Here is a 20675-nt window from a genome sequence, read left to right on the forward strand (position 1 = left end):
TGAACCAGTTTGCTATTCTCTATGAGGAACGCTTCACCCACCCCGCATCGCTGAGATAATGCTGGCTCACCGGCTAAGTTGACGGTGAGCCTTTAACTGCCCTGAACACAAAAACGCTGACAGGCCCTGCTTCAGATCCCCTCTCCCGCCAGTTTGCCCCCAGTTTCCCGCCGGTTTGCTCCCCTCTCCCGCGCGCGGGAGAGGGGAGCTAAAACAGCTAGGTCGACCCTCAATCCAACGTCAAATTCTCCCGCTGAATCACCGCATTCCAGCTCGCCTCTTCCTTCTCGATCCGCTTGGCAAAATCATCCGGGCCGATCATCACCACATCCCCCTGCTGCCCCAAAGCCGCCTTGGCCTTCTCTTCCTCCAGCACACCGCGCGTAGCAGCATCCAGCTTCTGAACAATGGCCGACGGCGTACCAGCCGGCGCCAGCAAACCAATCCAGAACGTAGCCTGGAACGGCTTGATACCCGCCTCCTCCACCGTCGGCACATCTGGCAACTGCGTCATGCGTTGGCTGGCGCTGACGGCGATGGGCTTGAGCTTGCCGGCCTTGATCTGCGGCAGTGCGCTCCAGGTGTCGAACGTCGTGTCCAGTTCGCCGCTGATGACGGCCATCTGCGCCTGCGCAGACGACTTGTACGGCACGTGGGTCGTGTTGATCTTCGCGCGGTTGTTCAGCATGGCAAAGCTCAGGTGCGCGATATTGCCGGGCCCGGCCGACCCGTAGCTGATCTTGCCCGGATGTTGCGACGCATAGCGGACCAGGTCGGGCACCGTGGCCACGGTGTTCTTCTTCGACCAGTCGGGATTGGTCACCAGGATGAACGGTGCTTCCAGCACCAGCGTGACTGGCGCGAAATCCTTCACCTTGTAGGTGCCCTTCTTGTAGAGATGCGGATTGATCGTGACGCTGCTGGAGTTGGTCACCATCACCGTGTAGCCGTCCGGCGCGGACCGCGCCACCTCGCCCACGCCGATCAGGCCGTTGGCACCCGCCTTGTTTTCCACCACCACGGGCTGGCCCAGCGATCGGGTCAGCCGCTCGGAGATGACCCGCGCCACCGTGTCGGTGAAGGACCCGGCCGGGAACGGCACGATCAGCCGCACCGGCTTGTTCGGCCAGTTGCTGTTCTGGGCCGATGCCGGACCGGCGACGCACGCCAGGCCCATTGCCACCGCCACGCCAACGTTCAGTACTCGCTTGTTCATTGTGTCTCCTGTTTATCGTTCTGATCGTTCTGGTCGTTTTCGAATCGTGAATGCCTACCGCGAGCCCTTGGGCCTGGCGTCCTGCCCGGTGATGCCGCTTGCCTCCAGCGCCGCAAGCCGCGCCGCGTCTAGCCCGAGCACGCGCCCCAGCACTTCGTCCGTGTGTTGTCCCAGCGTGGGCGATACGTTGCGGGTGGCCACGGCGTCCGGGCTGGTGCGGAACCACGCCGAATTGGCCACGTAGGTGCCGACGTGCGCCCGCTTCACCTGCTGCCAGAAGCCTCGCGACAGCAGATGCGCGTCCTCCAGCACCTGCCACATCGCCTTGACCACCCCGGCCGGTACCCCGGCCTGCTGCAGATGGCGCATGGCGGCGTCGGGGTCCAGCGGCGCCGACCAGGCCTGGATTGCGTCGTCGATGCGCGCGTGCCGGGTGTGGCGTCCCGCTGCCTGCGCCAGCCCGGGATCGGCGGCCAGATCGTTACGGCCGATGACCTGGCACAGCGCCGGCCACTGCACATCGGTCACGGTCAGCGCGATCCACGCATCGTCGCCGGCGCAGCGGTAGCAGCCGTGCGGCGCATTGACCGGATGGCGATTGCCCTGGCGCGGCGACACTCTGCCTGACACCGACTGCTCGATCATGTACGGCGCGGTCATCGGCAGCATGGCCTCGACCTGCGACAGGTTGATATGCCGCCCCCGCCCCGTGGCCCGCTGCGCGCGCAGCGCCACCAGGATGGCCGCGCCGCCGTTCAGGCCGCCAACCGGATCGCCATAGGCGTACGACGTCATCGCCGGCGGCCCGTCGGGATGGCCTGTGTAAAGAGGCAGGCCGCTGGCCTGTTCCAGCGTGCCGCCGTAGGCGCGCGTGTTGCTCCACGCGTTGCCCAGGCCGAATGCCGGCATCGACAACATGACCAGCCGCTCGTTGCGCTGGCGCAGCGCGGCGTAGTCGAGGCCGAGCTTGGGCAGCACCTCGGCCGAGTAGTTTTCGATCACGGCGTCGGCCTGCGCCACCAGGTCCAGTAGCAACGCCTTGCCCTCGGGCCGCGTCAGGTCCAGCGTGATGCCGGACTTGTTGCGGTTCATGAGGTTGAAGTTCGAGTTCTTCTCGTAGACGCGGTCCCGATAGAACGCCTCGTTGAAGATGGCGCCGCGCCACCAGTCCGGATAGCCGGTGCTCTCCACCTTGATGACTTCCGCGCCAAAGTCGGCCAGCGTGCGCGACGCCAGCGGCCCCGCCCAGCCCATCGTCAGATCGACGATGCGCAGCCCTTGCAGCGGCAGCGCGTCATCGCCGGCCCGCGCCATCCGGCGTTGCGGCATGTGATCGAGCCCGGCCTGCCGATACAGCGCATCGTGCGCGCCCAGCAGCGGCGCCGTGCCGCCCGGCAGCGGCCCCGCATCGTCGAGCCGCAGCGGCACCACCGGGCCTTCGAACGCCACGTCGCCGATCCGCACCGGCACGAACGCACCGCGCTCGCGATGCACCGCCTGGCCCAGCAGCGTTTCCATGGTGGGCACCACCACGGCCGGATGCTTCAGATCGCCCAGCGTCTCGAACCACTGCTCGGCCGTGCGCGTCATGAAAGCGGGCTTGAGGATCGCGTCGATGGCATCGGCGCGCAGCATCCGCTCGGGGCCACTCGCGTAGCCAGGGTCGTCAGCCAGATCGGTGCGCCCGATAGCCTGGCACAGCGCCTGCCATTGCGGCAGCGTATGCGTGAAGATGCCGATCCAGCCGTCAGCGGTTTCATAGATGCCGCCCGGATGCGTGCCGCAGAAGCGGTTCACGCCCATGCGGCGGCGCGGATGCCGGCCGTCCTGCACCATGCCGGCCTCCATCTCCACCACGCCGAACACGCATTCGTGCGCGCTCAGCACATAGCGCCGGCTGCCCTGCCCGCTGCCGATCACGGCCGCCACCGCCGCCGAGAACACGTCGAGCCCCACCGCGATGGCGGTCTGCACGTCGTGCGGCATATGCGGCGGCCCTTCGACCGGCCCGCTGCCGTGTACCGCGCCCGCCAGCGCGCGGCATATGGCCTCCGAGCCCGCGTAGTCGCTGTACGGGCCGGTCTCGCCAAACCAGGTCAGCGCGATGTCGATGGGTGCGTGTTCGCCCTGCCCCGTGGCCTCTGCCGTCTGCCAGACGGGACGCGCGAGCACGGCGGGGCCATCATCCAGCGCCCGCGCGTCGAGCACAACGTCGCAGGTCAGCGCCAACTGAGCCAGCCATGCCTGGTCACCGGCATCGCCCGACTGCACGGTGACGCTGCGCTTGTTCGTGTTGAGCCAGGCGAACAACGCGCTCTCGGGCTGCGAATGGCCCGGCAGTGCCACCAGCGGTGGCATGTGCCGCCAGGCATCGCCCGCCGGATCCTCCACCTTGATCACCTCGGCCCCAAAATCCGCGAACAGCTTGCCGGCATAGGCCACGGCCGGACCGGTGCCGATCTCCAGCACGCGCAGGCCGCCCAATGCCAGTGGATCCTGTTGCGATCGAATCGTCATGTCGTCCCCCGGATCACCAAGCATCGACAAAGCCGCGACGCGCCCGGCCTCGGCGCACATCGGCCGAAGCAATGCCCTGAGCGATCCACTTGCGGGTCTCGGCCGGATCGATCACGGCATCGATCTCGACGGCCGCTGCCGTGTTGATCGCGTGGCCGCGTTCGTACGACTGGGCCACGAGCTTGTCGAACAGCGCATTGCGCTCGGGGCCGTCGGCCACCGCTTCGAGTTCCTTCTTGAAGCCCAGCCGCACGGCGCCTTCCAGGCCCATTGGCCCGAATTCGCCGGTGGGCCAAGAAACCGTGAAGCTGGCCGAACGGAAGCCGCCGCCCGCCATGGCCATCGCGCCCAGGCCATAGCCCTTGCGCAGCGTCACGGCCAGCAGCGCCACGCGCAGCTTGGCGGCGGTCAGGAACATGCGCGACACATGGCGTACCTGCGCGTGGGCTTCCACTTCAGGGCCGACCATGAATCCCGGCGTATCGATCAGCGAGATGATCGGCAGCCCATGTGCGTCGCAAAGCTGCATGAAGCGCGACGCCTTGTCGGCCGCGTCGGCGTCGATGGCACCGCCCAGGTGATAGGGGTTATTGGCCATGATGCCCACGGGCTGGCCTTCCACCCGGGCCAGCGCGGTGTGGATGCCCGACCCGAAGCCGCCACGCAGCATCAGCACGCTGTCCACGTCGGCAATGCCCTCGATGGCCTTGCGCGTGTCATAGACCCGCAGCCGGTTTTCGGGGACCACATGGCGCAGCGCCAGCGGATCGGGCGCGCTCCAGTGCGCCACGCGTCCCTGGAACATCGACAGGTAGTGCTTGGCGGCGCGCGTGGCCTCGGCCTCGTTCTCGACCAGGATGTCGATCACGCCATTGGCAAACTGCACCGGCGCCGGACCCACGTCCTCGGGCCGGTACACGCCCAACCCGCCGCCTTCGATCATGGCCGGGCCGGCCATGCCGATGTTCACGGACTTGTCGGCGATGATCACGTCGCAGCAGCCGATGAAGGCCGCATTGCCGGCAAAGCAACGGCCGGACACGATGCCCACCACCGGCACCTGCCCGCTCAGTTCCGCGAACGCGGCAAACGACGGCTGGTACAGGCCCGATACCGACGGATAGTCCACGTCGCCAGGCCGCCCGCCGCCGCCCTCGCCAAACAGTACCAGCGGCAGTTCGTCGCGCAAGGCCACCTCAACGATGCGGTCGGTCTTGATATGGTTGCGCTTGCCCTGCGTGCCGGCCATGACCGTGGCGTCATAGGCCATCACGGCGCTGCGCGCGCGGTCCTTGCCAACGAGGTCGGTATTGACGTTGCCGATGCCCGTGATCAGGCCATCGGCCGGCGCGTTGGCGATCAGGTCGTCCTTGGTCCGGCGCGATGCCTGCGCTGCCAGCGCCAGTCCGCCGTATTCGACGAAGGTGTCCGCGTCGCACAGATCGGCGATGTTCTCGCGCGCCGTACGCTGGCCGCGCGAGCGGCGGCGCGCCACGGCATCGGGACGAGTCTCGTCATGCAGGAATGCGTGGCGATCGATCACGCGCTGCAGGTCGGCGCGAATCGCGTGTGGATCGTGGGCGTGCGCGGCATCGAGCGCCTCACCAGTGGATTCGGCCGCCTCCAGCACGATCAGGATCTGGTTTTCGGACGCCAGCACGTTTTTCTCAACGCGCAGGTCCACCACCCGGCCACCGCATTCGGCCAGGATCGTGTGCTCCATCTTCATCGCATCGAGCACGGCCACGGTCTGGCCCGGCTTCACCATGTCGTTGAGCTGGACCGAGATTTCCACCACCCGGCCCGTCAGCGGCGCGCGCACGGCGACCAGACCTTGCTCGACTTCTTCCTCGGGCTCCACCGCGCGGGGCGCATGCGCGGCCGGGCGCGCCGTGCCACCCAGCAGTGCGTCCTGTGCCCGGCCCGCTTCGGCTAGCGTCTCGGCCGCCGCGACCAATTCCGGCAGGATGGCCTCGAAATGGCGCGTGTGGACGTCCTGCTTTAGAAAATCCTCGCGCTGGACCAGTGCCCGCAGCAGGTTCAGGTTGGTCGGCACGCCGGCAATGCGGAATTCGGACAGGCTGCGTTGCACGCGCCGAACCGCAGCCGCAAACGTGGGCGCGGCACTGCTGACGATCAGTTTGGCCAGCAATGTGTCGAAGTTCGGCGACGGCTCGTAGCCCGCGTAGGCGTGGCTGTCCACGCGGACATCGGGGCCGGTCGGCGCATCAAAGCGCTCCAGCCGCCCGTGCGCCGGCCGCGCCAGTCCCTGGGCATCGGTCATCTCGGCGTTGACGCGCACCTGCACCGCAAAGCCGCGCGGCTGGGGCGGCGCGGCGGGGTCCAGGCCCAGGTCGGCCAGCGTGCGCCCTGCGGCCAGGCCGATCTGCAGCGCCACCAGGTCGACGCCCGTGACCTGCTCGGTGATCGTGTGCTCCACCTGCAGGCGCGGATTGGCTTCAATGAAGACAAAGCCCTTCTGCTCGCCCGTGTCGGATTCTTCCACCAGGAATTCGAACGTGCCCAGGCTGCGGTAGTGCACGCGGCGCGCCAGCCGCAGCGCGCACTTGATGATCTGGTCGCGCAACTGGGGCTTCAGCACCGGGCTCGGCGCAATCTCCACCAGCTTCTGGAAGCGGCGCTGCAGCGTGCAGTCGCGCTCGCCCAGTGCCACCACATCGGTCCCATCGCCGGCAATCTGCACCTCGATATGGCGCGCGCGCACCACCAGCCGTTCGGCGTACAGCGCATCGATACCGAACGCCGACGCGGCCTCGGAGCGGCAACGCGCATAGGCTTCGGCCAGGTCCTCGCGGCGGCGTACCACGCGCATGCCCCGGCCACCACCGCCGCCCACGGCCTTGATCACCACGCCGGCGCCTGCCTGGGCGTCGAAGAAGGCCGTGATGGCGTCCAGCGACGCGCCACCGGGCGTCGACGGCATGACCGGCACATCGCTCTGCACGGCCAGTTCCAGCGCGCGGCCCTTGTCGCCAAACAGCGCGAGGTGTTCCACAGTCGGGCCGATAAAGCGGATACCGGCGTCGGCGCAGGCCTGCGCAAAGTCGGCGCGCTCGCTCAGGAAGCCGTAGCCTGGGTGCACCGCATCGCAGCCGGTGGCCTTGGCGGCGGCGACGATGCCGGCGATGTCGATATAGGCGGCCGGGCCGCTGCCCTCCAGCGCCACCGCTTCATCGGCAAGAATGCGATGCAGCGCGCTGGCGTCGTCCTGCGCGTACACGGCGACGGTGCCGAGGTCCAGATCGCGCGCGGCCCGCAGTACGCGCAACGCAATCTCGCCCCGATTGGCGATCAGCAGCTTCTTCAAGGTGTGTCTCCTGTCCTGTAGGACGTTTTTATGTGTGGGTGTCTGGGTGTGTGCCGATCCGCCGGCTCAGGGCCGGATACCGAAGCGGCTGGGCCCGGGCTCGCGCAGCGGCGCGGCCAGGTTGGCGAACTCGCACAGCAGCGGGCGGGTATCGCGCGGATCGATGATGTCTTCGATGACGAATGCCTCGGCGCTGCGGAATGGCGATGTCAGGCTGCGCACGCGCTGCTCGATCTCGGCGCGCTTCTGCACGGGGTCGTCGGCGCCCTCGATCTCGGCCTTGTAAGCCACCTCCAGCCCGCCTTCGATGGGCAAGGCGCCCCAGTTGGCCGACGGCCACGCGTAGCGGAAATTGAAGCGGCCCATGTGCTGGTGCCCCGCCGCCGACACGCCATAGGCGCGGCGCACGATCACCGAGCACCACGGCACGGTGGCCTGGTAGACGGCGGCCAGCGCCCGCACGCCGTAGCGCATGATGCCGGCCTGCTCGGCCTCGATGCCGACCTGCAACCCGACCGTATCGACGAGATGCACCACGGGCAGGTGAAACGTCTGGGCCAGATCGACGAAGCGCGTGAATTTGTCGGCGGCGTCGCGGTCCCAGCTTCCGCCGTCGCAGGCGGGATCGCTGGCAATCACGGCCACCGGCCAGCCATCGAGCCGCGCCAGGCCGGTCACCACGGCGCCGCCCCACTGCCGGCCCATTTCGAAGAACGAGTCGCTATCGACCAACGCCTGCACGATCGGGCGAATCGGGTAGTCGGTACCGTTGCCGCGCGGAATGGCCGACAGCAGCCAGTCGTCGCGCCGTTCAGGGTCGTCATAGGGTTCCGCGCGCGGCGGCAGTTCATGGACCGAAGCCGGCAGGTAGGACAGGAAGCGGCGCGCCCGTGCAAACGCTTCCTGCTCGGTGGGCACTTCGTCGTCGACCACGCCATTGCGGGTATGGATCTGGCTGCCGCCCAGTTCGTTCTTGGTCAGCGTCTGCCCCACGCGCGCCACCACCGACGGCGGCCCCTCGTTGAACAGTTGCGAGGTCTCCTTGACCATCACCGAATAGTGGCTGGACGCCACGCGCGCGGCCCCCATGCCGGCCACCGAGCCCAGCGCCAGCGACACCACCGGCACCGTGGCCATGTTGTCCACCACGTGCTGCCACACCTTCATGGTCGGGATCAGCGTATGGCCCTTGATCTCGATATTGCGCACCGATCCGCCGCCGCCCGTGCCGTCGACCAGGCGGATCATCGGCAGCCGCAGGTCGTGCGCCATCTTCTCGGCGTGCACGAGCTTGTCGCCCACCGCGCCGTCGTTGGCGCCGCCGCGTACCGTAAAGTCGTCGCCGACCACCACCACCGGCCGGCCATCGACACGCGCCCGGCCCATGACCAAGTTCGACGGCACCAGGTCCACCAGCCGTCCGTTGCTGTCATAGCGCCCGCTGCCGCTCAGGCCGCCCACCTCGCGGAACGATCCCGGGTCGGCAATGGCATCCACGCGCTCGCGCACGGTCAGCTTGCCGGACCGCCGGTGGCGATCCACCTTTTCCGTGCCGCCCATACGGGCCGCCAGCTTGCGGCGATACGCCAGTTCATCGACTTCAGGTTGCCAGCTCACGGTGTCTCCGGATGTTTGTGTCCTGCTGACACTTTGCAGGACGCGTGCCAGCTTTCGATCACGCCAGCAGCCGTTGATTTCATTGAGGAATTGCACCAGCGCCGTTAAAATGTCCGCCACGACGACATATAAGTGTCCGCACGACGGACACAACAGGAGACAACGGTGTCCTTGCAGACAACACCGCCGGAGAACGCACGCGCGCTTGGTGCGCTGGTCTGTACCATTCACGGCGAGCGGCTGGCCGCCATCGGCGTGTGCGCCGAGCCCGCCATGGCCGACGCCGCGCAAGCCGCGCTGGCGCTCGCGGCCACGGCGGAGAACACCGCAAGCGGCCGGCGCCTGTTTCCCGTCGAAGCTGGCGGCCATCGCTACATCGGCCTGGCGCTCGAAGACGGCGAGCATCGCGTGATCCTGATCCACGGCGCCGACGCGCATGCCACGCTGTTCGACTTTCTCGGCACGGTGTCCTTTGCCGGGGCCATCCTCGACCACTTCCTGAACGATCCCTACCAGGCCATCACGGTCGTGGACGATGCCGGCCTGCTGCGCTTTATCAGTCCGGTCCACGAGAAATTCCTGGGCATCGAACGCGGCGCCGGCACCGGACGCCCGGCCGCCGAGGTCATCCCCAATTCGCGGCTACCGCAGGTAGCAGCGAACGGCAAGGCCGAGATCGGCCAGCTACAGCAACTGAACGGCGCCACGCGCGTGGTCAACCGCATTCCGATCCGCGCGCATGGCGAGGTGGTGGGCGCCATCGGGCAGGTCATGTTCAAGGGGCCTGAGGAACTGGTGCGGCTGCACAAGGAGGTATCGGAACTGCGCTCCAAGGTGGCGCGCTACCAGCGCGAATTCGAGGGTCTGCGCGAGCGCCAGACGACTTACGGCCTGATCGGCGAAAGCGCACCGATGCAGCGCCTGCGCCGCGAAATCCAGACCGTGGCGCGGCTCGATGTGCCAGTGCTGATCCTGGGAGAAAGCGGCACGGGCAAGGAACTGGTGGCGCGCGCCATCCACGAAGCCGGCCAGGAATCGGCCGAACCCCGGCCATTGGTCAGCCTGAACCTCGCCGCCCTGCCCGCCACGCTGATCGAATCGGAACTGTTCGGGCATTCGGCGGGCGCCTTTACCGGCAGCAAGCGCCAGGGACAGGCGGGCAAACTCGAACTGGCCGCTGGCGGCACGGTGTTCCTGGACGAGGTGGCCGATATTCCGATGGAAATGCAGGTGAAACTGCTGCGCGTGCTGGAAGACCATATGGTCGAGCGCCTGGGCAGCGGACGCGCCCGGCGCGTAGATTTTCGGCTGGTATCGGCCACCAATCGCGATATTCCAGCGCTGATCGATGCGGCGCGCTTCCGGCTCGACCTGTACTACCGGCTCAGCGGCGTGGTGCTGCGCATTCCCGCGCTACGGCAACGGCGTGAGGATATTCCGGCGTTGCTGCAGCATTTTGTCGAGGCATTCTGCACCCGTAATGGCATGCCGGCACCGAGGATCGAGCACGACGTGCAGCGTTACCTGGCCGGCCAGCCGTGGCCCGGCAATGTGCGGCAACTGCGCCAGCGCGTGGAAGAAGCGCTGGTGTTTTGCGACGGCCGGCTGCTGCGCGTGGCCGATTTTGCGCGCGGCGACGCGGCACGCGGGATTTTGCCGTCGCAGCCGTTATCGGACGATATCGAACCCGTCAGTCTTCCGGCTTCGCCGGCTTCATTTCCGGCGGCGGACGCAAATGATGCGGCCGGCGGCATGAGCGAACTGGCATACGCGGCGGTACTCGATGCCATCGCCCGGCATGGCGGCAACAAGAAACGCGCGGCCGAGCAACTGAAAATATCGCGCTCGCATCTCTACAAGATTCTGGAGCGCGGCGGCGGGTAATCCGGGGCCGATCAGGGCGCGCTGTATTCGGCCGGGAGATGCTTGAGTGCGTTGCCGGACGCCGACGCGCCATACGACAGCTCGGACCATAATCCGCTGCAGATGGTATTTCTGCCCGCCCGCTTGGCTTCGTAGAGCAGCGTATCGGCGGCCACGATCAGCGCGCTTTCGGTAACGTCGGCTTCCACAATCGAAAAATCGGTGGCGAGCACGCCAATACTGACGGTGGTGGAAATATGGCGGCCATCGGGCCGGGCCAACGCGGACTCGGCCACGCCGGCACGCATGGCCTCGGCAAGCTTTGTCGCCATGTCCAAATTGGTCTGCGGCAGCACGATGAGAAACTCCTCGCCGCCATACCGCACCACGCTGTCGCGATCCAGCGGCACGCATTGCTGCAGCAGCTCGGCCACATGGGACAGCACCGCGTCGCCACTCTGGTGACCGTGCAAGTCGTTGATCTGCTTGAAGAAATCGATATCGCAAACCATCAGCGTCAGCCACTGGTCGTTGGTCCTGGCCGCTTTCAGCGCATCGGGCAGCAGCGTGGCGTGGAGATGGCGCCGATTGAAGCAGCCGGTCAGATGGTCGCGGATCGACAGGGTTTTCAGCGTGCTCAGCGCCCGATACTCGTCGCGCCAGAGCCGGTGATAGCGGCGCGCGGCAACGATGCCGAAACTGTTGGTCAGCAACAGCAGCATCGCCATGGTGAGATCATCTGAAAACCGCATGCCACCCTTGATCGTGGCCAGGACGATAAATGCCAGCGTGGCTGTCAGCGCGACACCGATCACATAAACGAGCCGATTCGGGATAAACACATAGATGACGATCACCATGATCGCCACCGACATCGCGTGCCACGGCAATTCCCCCGGCCGAAACCACACCACGGCCATGAAAATCGTCATCGCGACAATTTCGGCGGTATTGGCGGCCAGCCATTGGGTACGGACCGAATCGACCTTGCGGCTAACGTAGTACAGCCCGCCAAACGCCGTGACCGCCACCACGATACGGCCCGCCAACAGGACCCAGAACGGCCGCCCCGACCCCAGCGCGGCCAGATCGGTCAGCGAAAACGCCAGAAAGAACAGCGCGCAGAAAGTGAGCGTCGTGCGTAGCGAAGCGCGGGTATGCGGCAGGTGATGCCGCAGGAAATCGCGCTCCAGTTGGGGATCTGCAAACTCCACCCACAGCGGGTCAACCGAATCTTTCATTGCAGGGGCGGATGTCGACGTGAGAACCCAGGGTTCGAGCCGCCCGATTATGCAGCACCCCACTCATTTGGGTATCCCACAAGTGGGTTATGCAACGCAAAGCCTATTTAGGCTGCGGTACAAGCTGCGGGGTCCCGGTCTTGCCGAGAAACGCGAAGGCGATCTGGATGGTGCCCACCGCCAGGCCCAGCGTGGCCCCGACTTTCCAGGCCAGCGAGTAGTTGTGCATCAGGTCATAGAGCCAGCCGCCGCCAAACGCGCCGATGAAACTGCCGATCTGGTGACTGAAAAACGCCACGCCGGCAATCATCGCCTGCCACCGCAGGCCGAACGTCTGGGCAATCCAGCCCTGTACCAGCGGCGACACCCCAAGCCATAGAAAACCCATAATGGCGGAAAACACCATCGTGCTTTCCGGCGTGGGCAGCGTATGGAAAAACCAGATGAAACCAATAGAGCGGCATACATAAATACCGCCCAGCAACAGCAATTTATTGACGCGCCCGCCCGCCCAGCCAAAAAACAGGCTGCCCAGCACATTGAATCCGCCAATCAGCCCGAGCGCCTTGGCCGAAAGCATCGGGTCCATGCCGCAGATATCGAGATAGGCCGGCAAATGCGTGGTCAGGAATACCAGTTGCATGCCACAGATGGTGTACGCCAGCGCCATGACCACGAATGGCGGATGCCGTAGCGCCGTCATCAGCGCCTGCCGGCCGCTCTGCTCGGCCTGGGCGCGCGAGGGCAACTCCCGCACCTTGTCGACCCGCCCGCCGAACCACGCGGCGGGCAACATCACCAGCGCCAGGATCACGAACGACGCCAGCCCCATGCGCCAGCCCCACTCGCTCGCAATACTCTGCCCCAGCGGCGCCGCGATCATCGCCCCAAGCGACCCGGACGCCGACACGCAGCCCAGCACCAGGCTGCGCACCTGGGCATTGACGGCGCTGGACGCCGCCGCCATCGCCATGGCCGTGCCGGTGCTGGCCATTGCCATCCCGATCAGCACGCCCCCGCCCAGCACAATGGCCCAGAGCCCCTGGGACGTGGCCAGCAGCACCAGGCCGACGATATACAAGAACGATCCGCCCACCATCAACGGCCGGAAACCGCTGCGCACCGCCAGCGCACCGGCAAATGGTTGCAGCAGGCCCCAGGTCAGGTTCTGCACCGCCACCGCAATCGTGAAATCGCCAACCGAGATCCCGATATCGCGCGTCAACGGCGGCACGAAGATGCCCAGGCTCTGACGCAAGCCCATGGCGAGCGACAGCATGACCGACGCGCCGACAAGGATGGGCAACACCGGACGCAGCGAGGATAGACGAGACATGCTGGAGCTCTTGTTATTGGCACGGCATGAAGTAGCCGCCCTGGCATTTTCGTTGAATCGTCAAGGGATTTGTATGGTGGGGAATACTGATGAGGGCCTGCAGGGCAGAAGTTGGGCGGAGCGGGAGCGGCTGGATCGCAACCTGCCCTTTCGGCTGGTTGGGCGATCAAACGTGCATTTGTCGATGCAGTTGCGATAACTTTTCTTATCGCAATGCATTCATCCTGCGCACAAACTTCCGGCGTGGAATTCATGCCCATACCCTTCGACCAACCCATACCCAAATCCGGCCCCCTCACCTACGCTGGTTCCAGCGGCACGCTTCACGGCGTGCCGGCACAGCGTGGGAGGCGACCATGGCCGAGCGACAGGAAACAGCGTCCGCGGAGAATCTGATCCGCATCGGGTCCGGCGCGGCCATTCCCGCCGCGCATCTGGTCGGGGTGCAGGCCGATGGCGTGGAACTGGTGATGCTGCGCCACGGCGACGCCATCAGCGTGTTCCAGGGGCGCTGTCCGCATCAGGGCACCTTGCTGGCCGATGGCACGGTGGACCGCGGCGTGCTGACGTGTCCGGGGCACGGCTGGCGGTTCGATTGCGGCACGGGCGCCGCCGTGGATGCGCAGTCGGCCTGCCTGCGGCGCTTTCGCAGCGTCGTGTCGGGCGACGATGTGCTGGTCGACCGTCAGGACATCCTGGCGTGGAAGCGCGATATGGATACTTCCGCCGTGGCAGCGCCCGCGCGTCCCGGCCGTCCGCTCAGCGACCTGCCCGGACCGCATGGCGTGCCGGTGCTGGGCAACTTCCTGCAGATCCACAAGACGCGCATCCATGACGACCTGGAGCAGTGGGCGGCGTCGTTCGGCCCGATCTACCGGCTGAATTTCGCCGGGCGCGATGTCGTGGTGATTGCCGATCCGGGCTGTATCGACCGCATCCTGCATGACCGGCCCGACCGCTTCCGGCGTGCCAGCGCCATCGAGACGATTTCAGACGAGATCGGCACGGTTGGCGCGTTCTCGGCCGAAGGCGAGACCTGGCGCAGGTTCCGGCGTCCGGTGGTGCAGGCGCTCGACGCGCACCATCTGCGCGACTTCTTTCCGACGCTGGTCAATGTCACGCGGCGCCTGCGCCGCCGCTGGGACGTTGCCGCCTCGGAGGGCCGGGCCGTTGACGTGCAGCACGACCTGATGCAGTACGCCGTCGATATCACCACGAGCCTGGCCTTCGGGCAGGACATGAATACGCTGGAGGGCAAAGGCGGCGAATTCCAGCGGCACCTGGAGTGCATCCTGCCGATGATCAGCCGGCGGTTGAACGCGCCCTTCCCTTACTGGCACTACGTACGGCTACCGTCGGATCGGGCCTTCGACCGCTCCGTGGCCGCCGTGCGCGCGGCCATCGGCGGCATGATCGATGCCACGCGCCGTCAACTGGAGGAGTGCCCGGGGCTGGCCACCCATCCGCGCAATTTCCTCGAAGCCATGGTGGCCGCGCAGGCGGCCGGCGACACGCCGCTCACCGACGACGAACTGTTCGCCAACGTCTTCACGCTGTTGCTGGCGGGCGAAGACACCACGGCGAACACGGTGGCATGGGTGCTGTATTTCATGTGCCTGCACGCGGACGTCCAGCAGTCGATGCAGCACGAAGTGGCCGAGGTACTGGGCGTCGAAGATGTGCTGACCGACCCGGCCGATGCCGCGCGGCTGCGCTACCTCGACGCGGTGATCCACGAATCGCTGCGGCTCAAGCCGGTGGCCCCGCTGTTCTATATGGAGCCGAACCAGGATGCCGATATCGGCGGCTACCACGTGCCCAAGGGCACGCTGGTGATTCTGGTCACGCGGCCCAACGTGCTGCGCGACAGCGCGTTTGCGCAGGCCAGCGAGTTCCGGCCCGAACGCTGGCTCGACACCTCGGCGGCGTCGCATCTGCGCGGCGGCTTCGTGCCGTTCGGGTCCGGCCCCCGCCTGTGTCCCGGCCGCAGCCTGGCGCTGCTCGAAGCCAAGGCGGCGCTGTCGATGGTATGCCAGCAGTTCCATGTACGACAGGCCCCATCGACGGGGCCAGTCGGCGAGGCATTTGCGTTCACGATGCTACCGACGGGCCTGCGCGTGGTGCTGGAGCATCGACAGACCGCGCGGTAGGTGGGCCGGTCACACTCTGATACACAGTCGTCCCTGGCATGAAAATACTGCGGTGCCGCAACACCATGCAGATCGCTCGTCGTGCGCGGATTCTGGCTGCCGAAACGCGCTTCGTGCAGAGCGCGATGCCAATGCAGGCAAGCGATGCGACCCCACGGCACAGTGAATTAACGCCGTGTTAACGCGTGCTTTTCTGCATCAACCGCTGACTACAACTTGCCGTTGCCGCATGCCAACGATCCAGAGATATAAGTGGATCGATATACAGCCCTTACACATTCTTACAGCAACCGAAGAGCAAACTGTCTAACTTTGAATCGCTCCAGCGTTGCATCGCATCAAAGCGGCGATGTCGCGCTCGTGGGCTTCCATGACGCGTTGCGTCTTCGTAGCACCTGCCCGCATGTCTCCACCGGGGGCGCGCAGGCAGATCAATGGATCGGTCTACACGATCCACACGCCTGTTCCGGCGACGCAGCAAGTGCCCGGGACATACGGCGCATAACAAAGTGTCAGGGGATTGCAAGTACCTGACCACCGAACGAGCGCGCTGCGCCCGAGCGGAGGCCCTGTGCTTGCCTGCGAAAACTGAATCGAGCACAACCGCGCTTCGACGTTGGCGAACGCGGCGGGCCACCTTTTATCCGGGAGTTCGCATGGACAACAATTCCGACCGCAAGCCGAACGTGCCAACGCGGCTGCCACCAGGGCCACAGCGGCCCATGCAACCCCCACCGCGCGATGCGCTGGAGCCGCGCAGCAAGTCGCTGAGCCTGCGGCCCGTCTGGCAGGTCATTCCGCGCCTGGCCAGCTACGGCATGGTTGGCTTCATCCTCTGGATCATCCTGTCCGTGATGTTCCCGTACATCTTCGTGCGATCGTCGGAACGCGCCATCGTGAACAGTCCCGTCAGCCTGATCACGACACCGGTGGAAGGCGTCGTCACGAAGCAGCTGGTGCCGCCGGGCACTGCTTTCAAGGCCGGCGAGTCGTTGATGAGCCTGCAGAATCCGAACATGGATCGCGCGCTGCTGCTGGAACTGACCGACAAGAAGCTCGACAACCAGAAGCGGCTCGAAGCGGCCAAATCCAAGCTCGAAGTCAACCAGGACCGGCTGGCGGCCACCAGTGGCGACGTCAAGCGCTATGCCTCAGTGGCGCAACAGCAGAACGATTCACGGGTGCGCGGCATCGAGGCACGCGTCAGCGCAGCCCAGCAGCAAATCGACGCGCAGGTGGCCGTGGTCACACGCAATGAGGCCATGCAGCGTGCCGGCGCCGTCAGCCAGGCCTTCACCGATGCATCGCGCAACCAACTCGCGGTGCTAGCCGGCCAACGTGACGCCGTGGAGGCCGAACTGAGCAGCGCGCGCAGCAGCAGCGCCGCCACGCGCAACCGGGTCTACGCGTCGAACAACGACGGCGCGGTGGGTGCGCTGACCCAGCGCTCCGACGAGCTCAAGGGCGAAATCACCCAGCTACAGGCCGAGATCAAGCAACTGGACGACTACGGCACCGAGGTCGACAAGCTGGTCGATGCCGAGCAACAGCGCCTCGACCGTGTGTCGAACCTTGACATCAAGGCCTATGCGGCCGGCATTGTCGAAGACGTACTGGCGCCGCCAGGCACGCATGTCGCGGCCGGTGCCACGCTGATGCGCGCCACCAACTGCACCTCGCCGAGCGTGGTCGCCGTGTTTCCGCGCAGCCTGAGCAAGGACCTGTTGCCGGGCGCGCCCGTGACGGTGCTGGTCGATGGCGTGGGCACGCCACAGCCCGGCAAGGTCGCCGAGATCCTGCCGCGTGCACCCGATGGCGACCAGGCGCGCTATTTCGTGCCCTTCCCTCCCATCGAGAAAAACGAGCTGTACCTGATCGCGAAGCTGAACAAGCCGTTGCCTGACCTGCCCGGCGCAGGCAAGACAGACCGCTGCGCGCTCGGCCACTGGGCCAAGGTCAGCCTGGACCGCCCGTGGTTTCGCCGGCTGATCTGATCGACGCCGATCACCCAGTCATGTACCCAACGCCCGCAGGAAGGAGACTACCGTGCAGCGTACTACCGCAGGAAAGCGATACCCGGCCGCGCGCAAGCGGCTGACGCAGTTGCTGATGTCGACCATGCTGGCCATGCCGCTGGCGCTGTCCGCTGCGCCTCCCGCATCGGGGGATACCACGCGCGACAAGCTGCGCGACGCCGGCTGCCAGACGCTGGCGCAGCGCGTGGCGGCCATCCCCGGCACCGGCCCGGTGATGCTGGCCAGCTACGAGGGCGCGCCGGGCGGCGAGCCGCTGCCCGGCCCGCTCAAGGAGTCGGCCTTCGTCTACGACAACGCACTGGCCGGCATCGCGCTGATCGCGTGCGGCCAGAACGATGCCGCGCGACGCATTGCCGACGGTGTAGTGGCCGGCGTCACGCGTGACCGCCATTTCCACGACGGCCGCATCCGCAACGCCTATCGCGCCGGTGCCATGCCGGCGGCCGGCGCGGTGCCGATGCCCGGTTGGTGGGACGCCAAGGCCAACCGCTGGTTCGAGGACCGTTACCAGGTGGGCACCGCCACCGGCAACGTGGCGTGGGCCGCGCTGCTGTTGCTGGCCGCCTACGACACCACGCGCGCACCCCGCTACCTGGACACGGCCCGCACCATGATGGGCTGGGTCGACAAGGAAACCTACAACGCCGATGCGCCGGCCGCGTTCATTGGCGGCTTCTTCGGCCACGAGCCCACGCCACAGCGCCAGGGATGGAAGTCGACCGAGCACAACGTAGACACCTACGCGGTGTTCCGCTGGCTGTCGCGCTACGACGCCGATCCGCGCTGGCGTACCGGCGCAGACCGCTCGCGCAAGTTCGTCGAGACCATGTGGCAGCCGGGCGAAGGCCGCTTCGCCATCGGCACGCGCGACGACGGCCGCACGCTCAACGGCGGCCCGTCGGCGCTCGATGCCTCGCTCTGGCCGCTGATCGCGATTCCGGACATGGCCGGCACCTGGCAGTGCGCGCTGACCTGGGCGCGCGACAAGCACGGGGTCAAGGGCGGCTATGGCTTCAATGCCAACCCCGACGGCATCTGGACCGAAGGGACCGGCCAGGCCGCGTTGGTGCTGCGCGCCGCCGGTCGCGACGGCGAAGCCGCGCCGCTGTGGCCGTTGCTGATGGCGCAGCGCGCGCCGTCGGGCCTGCTGTTCGCCACGCCCGATGCGCGCGTCCGCACGGGCCTGCAAATCGGTCCCGACTCCAAGACCGACGATTTCTATTACTTCCACCTGCCCCACCTGGGCGCCACGGCCTGGGCCGTGCTGGCCGCCACGGGCTGGAATCCGTTCCAGCCGGGCGGTTGCCGGGGCACAAGCTGCGGCGCCAGCGCGACGGCGCCGCCCGCTACACCCCCCAAGGAGTAACGATGTTTGCCGGTAACTTCGCAAGCTTTCTCGATGGCGGCATGCTCGTCCAGATCAACGCGGGCGCGCTGCTGGTGGCGATACTGTGCCTGCGCGGCAACCGGCACCGCGCCGCCGACCGCTGGCTGTTCGGCCTGGCCGCTGGCGTTCTGCTCACCGTCTACTACATCTGGCGCGTCACCGAGACGCTGCCCGAATGGCGCCTGGAATTCCCGAGCCTGTGGGCCCACGCGTTCCTGGGCTTCGAGACGCTGACCATCCTCTACACGCTGATCTCGATCGTCACGCTAACCCGCACCACCGACCACAGCGCCCAGGCCGACGCCGGCCAGGAACGCCTGCGCGGCAATCGCGATGCGCCCGGCGTGGACATCTTCATCGCCACGTACAACGAAGGGCTCGACGTGCTGGAGAAGACCATCGTGGCCGCCAAGGCCATTGACTACCCGAACTTCCGCGTCTGGGTGCTCGACGATACGCGCCGCGATTGGCTCAAGGACTTCTGCAGGACGGCCGGCGTCAACTACGTGACCCGGCCCGACAACGCCCATGCCAAGGCCGGCAACCTGAACAACGGCCTGTATCACAGCGCGCAGGGCGACGGCGGCGCGCCGTACATCATGGTGCTCGATGCCGACTTCGCGCCCCACCGCAACATCCTGCTGCGCATCGTCGGCCTGTTCGACGATCCGCGCGTGGGCGTGGTGCAGACACCCCAGTTCTACTACAACGCCGACCCGATCCAGTACAACCTGCGCTCCACCGATTGCTGGGTGGATGAGCAGCGCGCGTTCTTCGACGTGATGCAGCCGGCCAAGGACGCCTGGGACACCGCGTTCTGCATCGGCACGTCGTTCGTGGTGCGGCGCGAGGCGCTGGGCCATATCGGTGGCTTCCCCATCGGCACGGTGACCGAGGACATCCACCTGACCTACAAGCTGATGCCGTTCGGCTACGTCACGCGCTGGCTCAACGAGCGGCTCAGCGTGGGGCTATCGGCCGAGGGGCTGCCCGAATACATCAGCCAGCGAAGCCGCTGGGGGCTGGGCACGATCCAGGTGGCCCTGACCGCCGATGGCCCGCTGCGCGGCCGCGGCTACACGCTGCGCCAGCGCCTGCACTATGTGCACGGCCTGCTGCACTGGCTCAGCCGGCCGTTCACGCTGATGCTGCTGGCCGGGCCGCTGCTGTACTGGTTCTTCAACATCCCCACGCTGTATGGCGATCCGCTGCAGTTCCTGGCCTATGGCGTGCCGGCGCTGCTGCTCTACTGGGCCTACAGCATCTGGATCACCGGATCGCGCGCCATGCCGGTGTTCACCGAAGTCACGCAGATCGTGGCGGCAATGGCGGTCACGGCCACGCTGGTCAGCGCGATGTTCAAGCCGTTCGGCCGGCCGTTCAAGGTCACCAACAAGGGGCTGGACCGCTCGAAGCTGACCGTCCACGGCAAGTTCGCGGCGCTGTACGGCGCGCTGTTCTTCCTGTCGGCCATGGGTCTGGCGCGGGCCGTGGCTGCCGACGGCAATGCGCCGGGCACCGTGTTCAACGTGGCGTGGACCGTGGTGTCGATGGTGCTGTACCTAGCGTCGCTGCTGGTCTGCTTCGAGCTGCCCCGGCCGCGCAAGGAGGAGCGCTTTCCGTTTCGGGCCGCCGCCCGGCTGCAGTTCTATGGCGCGGACGGCATTTCGCGCGAAGTCGATGGCGTGACCCGCGACCTGTCCTGCAATGGCGTCGCGCTGGAATCGCATAGCGGCACGCCCGCCGAGCCCGGCGCCGTGGGTGCGTTCTGGCTGGCGCCGCTGGGCTGGGTGCCATGCCGCGTGGCACGCACCGACGGCCAGTTGATCGGCATCTCGCTACTGCCCGACATGGCCGCGCGGCACCGGCTGATCCGGCTGCTGTTCAGCGAGCCGCCGCACAACATCGCGCATCGCGGCCTGCCAGGCACGGCCATCGTGCAGTTGCTGCGGCGCGCGTTCTCAGGTTGATTCACAGATGAAGA

The 20675-nt window shown here is 66.7% G+C and carries 12 protein-coding genes; 6 read left to right on the top strand and 6 right to left on the bottom strand.

Going from position 1 to position 20675, the window contains the following annotated elements:
* Positions 1-229: 229 nt before the first annotated feature.
* The 4 genes from MFF62_RS13165 to MFF62_RS13180 all read right to left on the bottom strand — a co-directional run bounded on the left by MFF62_RS13165 (position 230) and on the right by MFF62_RS13180 (position 8678).
* Entirely contained in the window at positions 230-1216 is a 987-nt protein-coding gene (locus MFF62_RS13165; protein ID WP_404990743.1) for a Bug family tripartite tricarboxylate transporter substrate binding protein, read from the bottom strand.
* Between the two features lie 54 nt (positions 1217-1270).
* The gene (locus MFF62_RS13170; protein ID WP_238263580.1) at positions 1271-3733 is read right to left on the bottom strand and encodes a CaiB/BaiF CoA transferase family protein; all 2463 of its coding nucleotides are present in this window, start codon (positions 3731-3733) and stop codon (positions 1271-1273) included.
* Positions 3734-3746: 13 nt separating this feature from the next.
* Complete coding sequence (locus MFF62_RS13175) at positions 3747-7061, bottom strand: acetyl-CoA carboxylase family protein (RefSeq protein ID WP_238263581.1); 3315 nt, start codon at positions 7059-7061, stop codon at positions 3747-3749.
* Between the two features lie 66 nt (positions 7062-7127).
* On the bottom strand, positions 7128-8678 hold the full coding sequence (locus tag MFF62_RS13180) for an acyl-CoA carboxylase subunit beta (protein WP_238263582.1): 1551 nt from the start codon (positions 8676-8678) through the stop codon (positions 7128-7130).
* A gap of 165 nt (positions 8679-8843) precedes the next feature.
* Here MFF62_RS13180 and MFF62_RS13185 point away from each other — a divergent pair, with 165 nt between their 5' ends.
* Positions 8844-10562, top strand: coding sequence for a sigma-54 interaction domain-containing protein (locus MFF62_RS13185; protein WP_238263583.1), 1719 nt, complete (start codon positions 8844-8846; stop codon positions 10560-10562).
* 11 nt (positions 10563-10573) lie between these two features.
* On the opposite strand, the gene MFF62_RS13190 is transcribed toward MFF62_RS13185, so the two are convergent.
* Together MFF62_RS13190 and MFF62_RS13195 are read right to left on the bottom strand one after the other, a co-directional pair.
* Positions 10574-11782 carry a GGDEF domain-containing protein gene (locus MFF62_RS13190; protein ID WP_238263584.1) on the bottom strand — a complete coding sequence of 403 codons (1209 nt, stop codon included), beginning with the start codon at positions 11780-11782 and terminating at the stop codon, positions 10574-10576.
* A 103-nt stretch (positions 11783-11885) separates the two neighbouring features.
* The gene (locus MFF62_RS13195; protein ID WP_238263585.1) at positions 11886-13118 is read right to left on the bottom strand and encodes an MFS transporter; all 1233 of its coding nucleotides are present in this window, start codon (positions 13116-13118) and stop codon (positions 11886-11888) included.
* Between MFF62_RS13195 and MFF62_RS13200 the strand changes: the two genes are divergently transcribed.
* From MFF62_RS13200 to MFF62_RS13220, 5 genes are all read left to right on the top strand, one after another.
* Complete coding sequence (locus MFF62_RS13200) at positions 13117-13317, top strand: hypothetical protein (RefSeq protein WP_238263586.1); 201 nt, start codon at positions 13117-13119, stop codon at positions 13315-13317. The genes MFF62_RS13195 and MFF62_RS13200 overlap by 2 nt on opposite strands.
* A gap of 157 nt (positions 13318-13474) precedes the next feature.
* Positions 13475-15268 (top strand): cytochrome P450, encoded by a 1794-nt coding sequence (locus MFF62_RS13205; RefSeq protein ID WP_238263587.1) that lies wholly within the window; start codon positions 13475-13477, stop codon positions 15266-15268.
* Positions 15269-15924: 656 nt separating this feature from the next.
* Positions 15925-17262, top strand: a complete 1338-nt coding sequence (locus MFF62_RS13210) for an HlyD family secretion protein (protein ID WP_238263588.1) — start codon at positions 15925-15927, stop codon at positions 17260-17262.
* A gap of 52 nt (positions 17263-17314) precedes the next feature.
* On the top strand, positions 17315-18670 hold the full coding sequence (locus MFF62_RS13215) for a hypothetical protein (protein WP_404990744.1): 1356 nt from the start codon (positions 17315-17317) through the stop codon (positions 18668-18670).
* Positions 18671-18672: 2 nt separating this feature from the next.
* Complete coding sequence (locus MFF62_RS13220; protein ID WP_238263589.1) at positions 18673-20661, top strand: glycosyltransferase; 1989 nt, start codon at positions 18673-18675, stop codon at positions 20659-20661.
* Positions 20662-20675 lie beyond the last annotated feature (14 nt).

It is taken from the genome of Cupriavidus pauculus, assembly GCF_022179805.1.
GTDB classification, from domain to species: Bacteria; Pseudomonadota; Gammaproteobacteria; order Burkholderiales; family Burkholderiaceae; genus Cupriavidus; species Cupriavidus pauculus_E.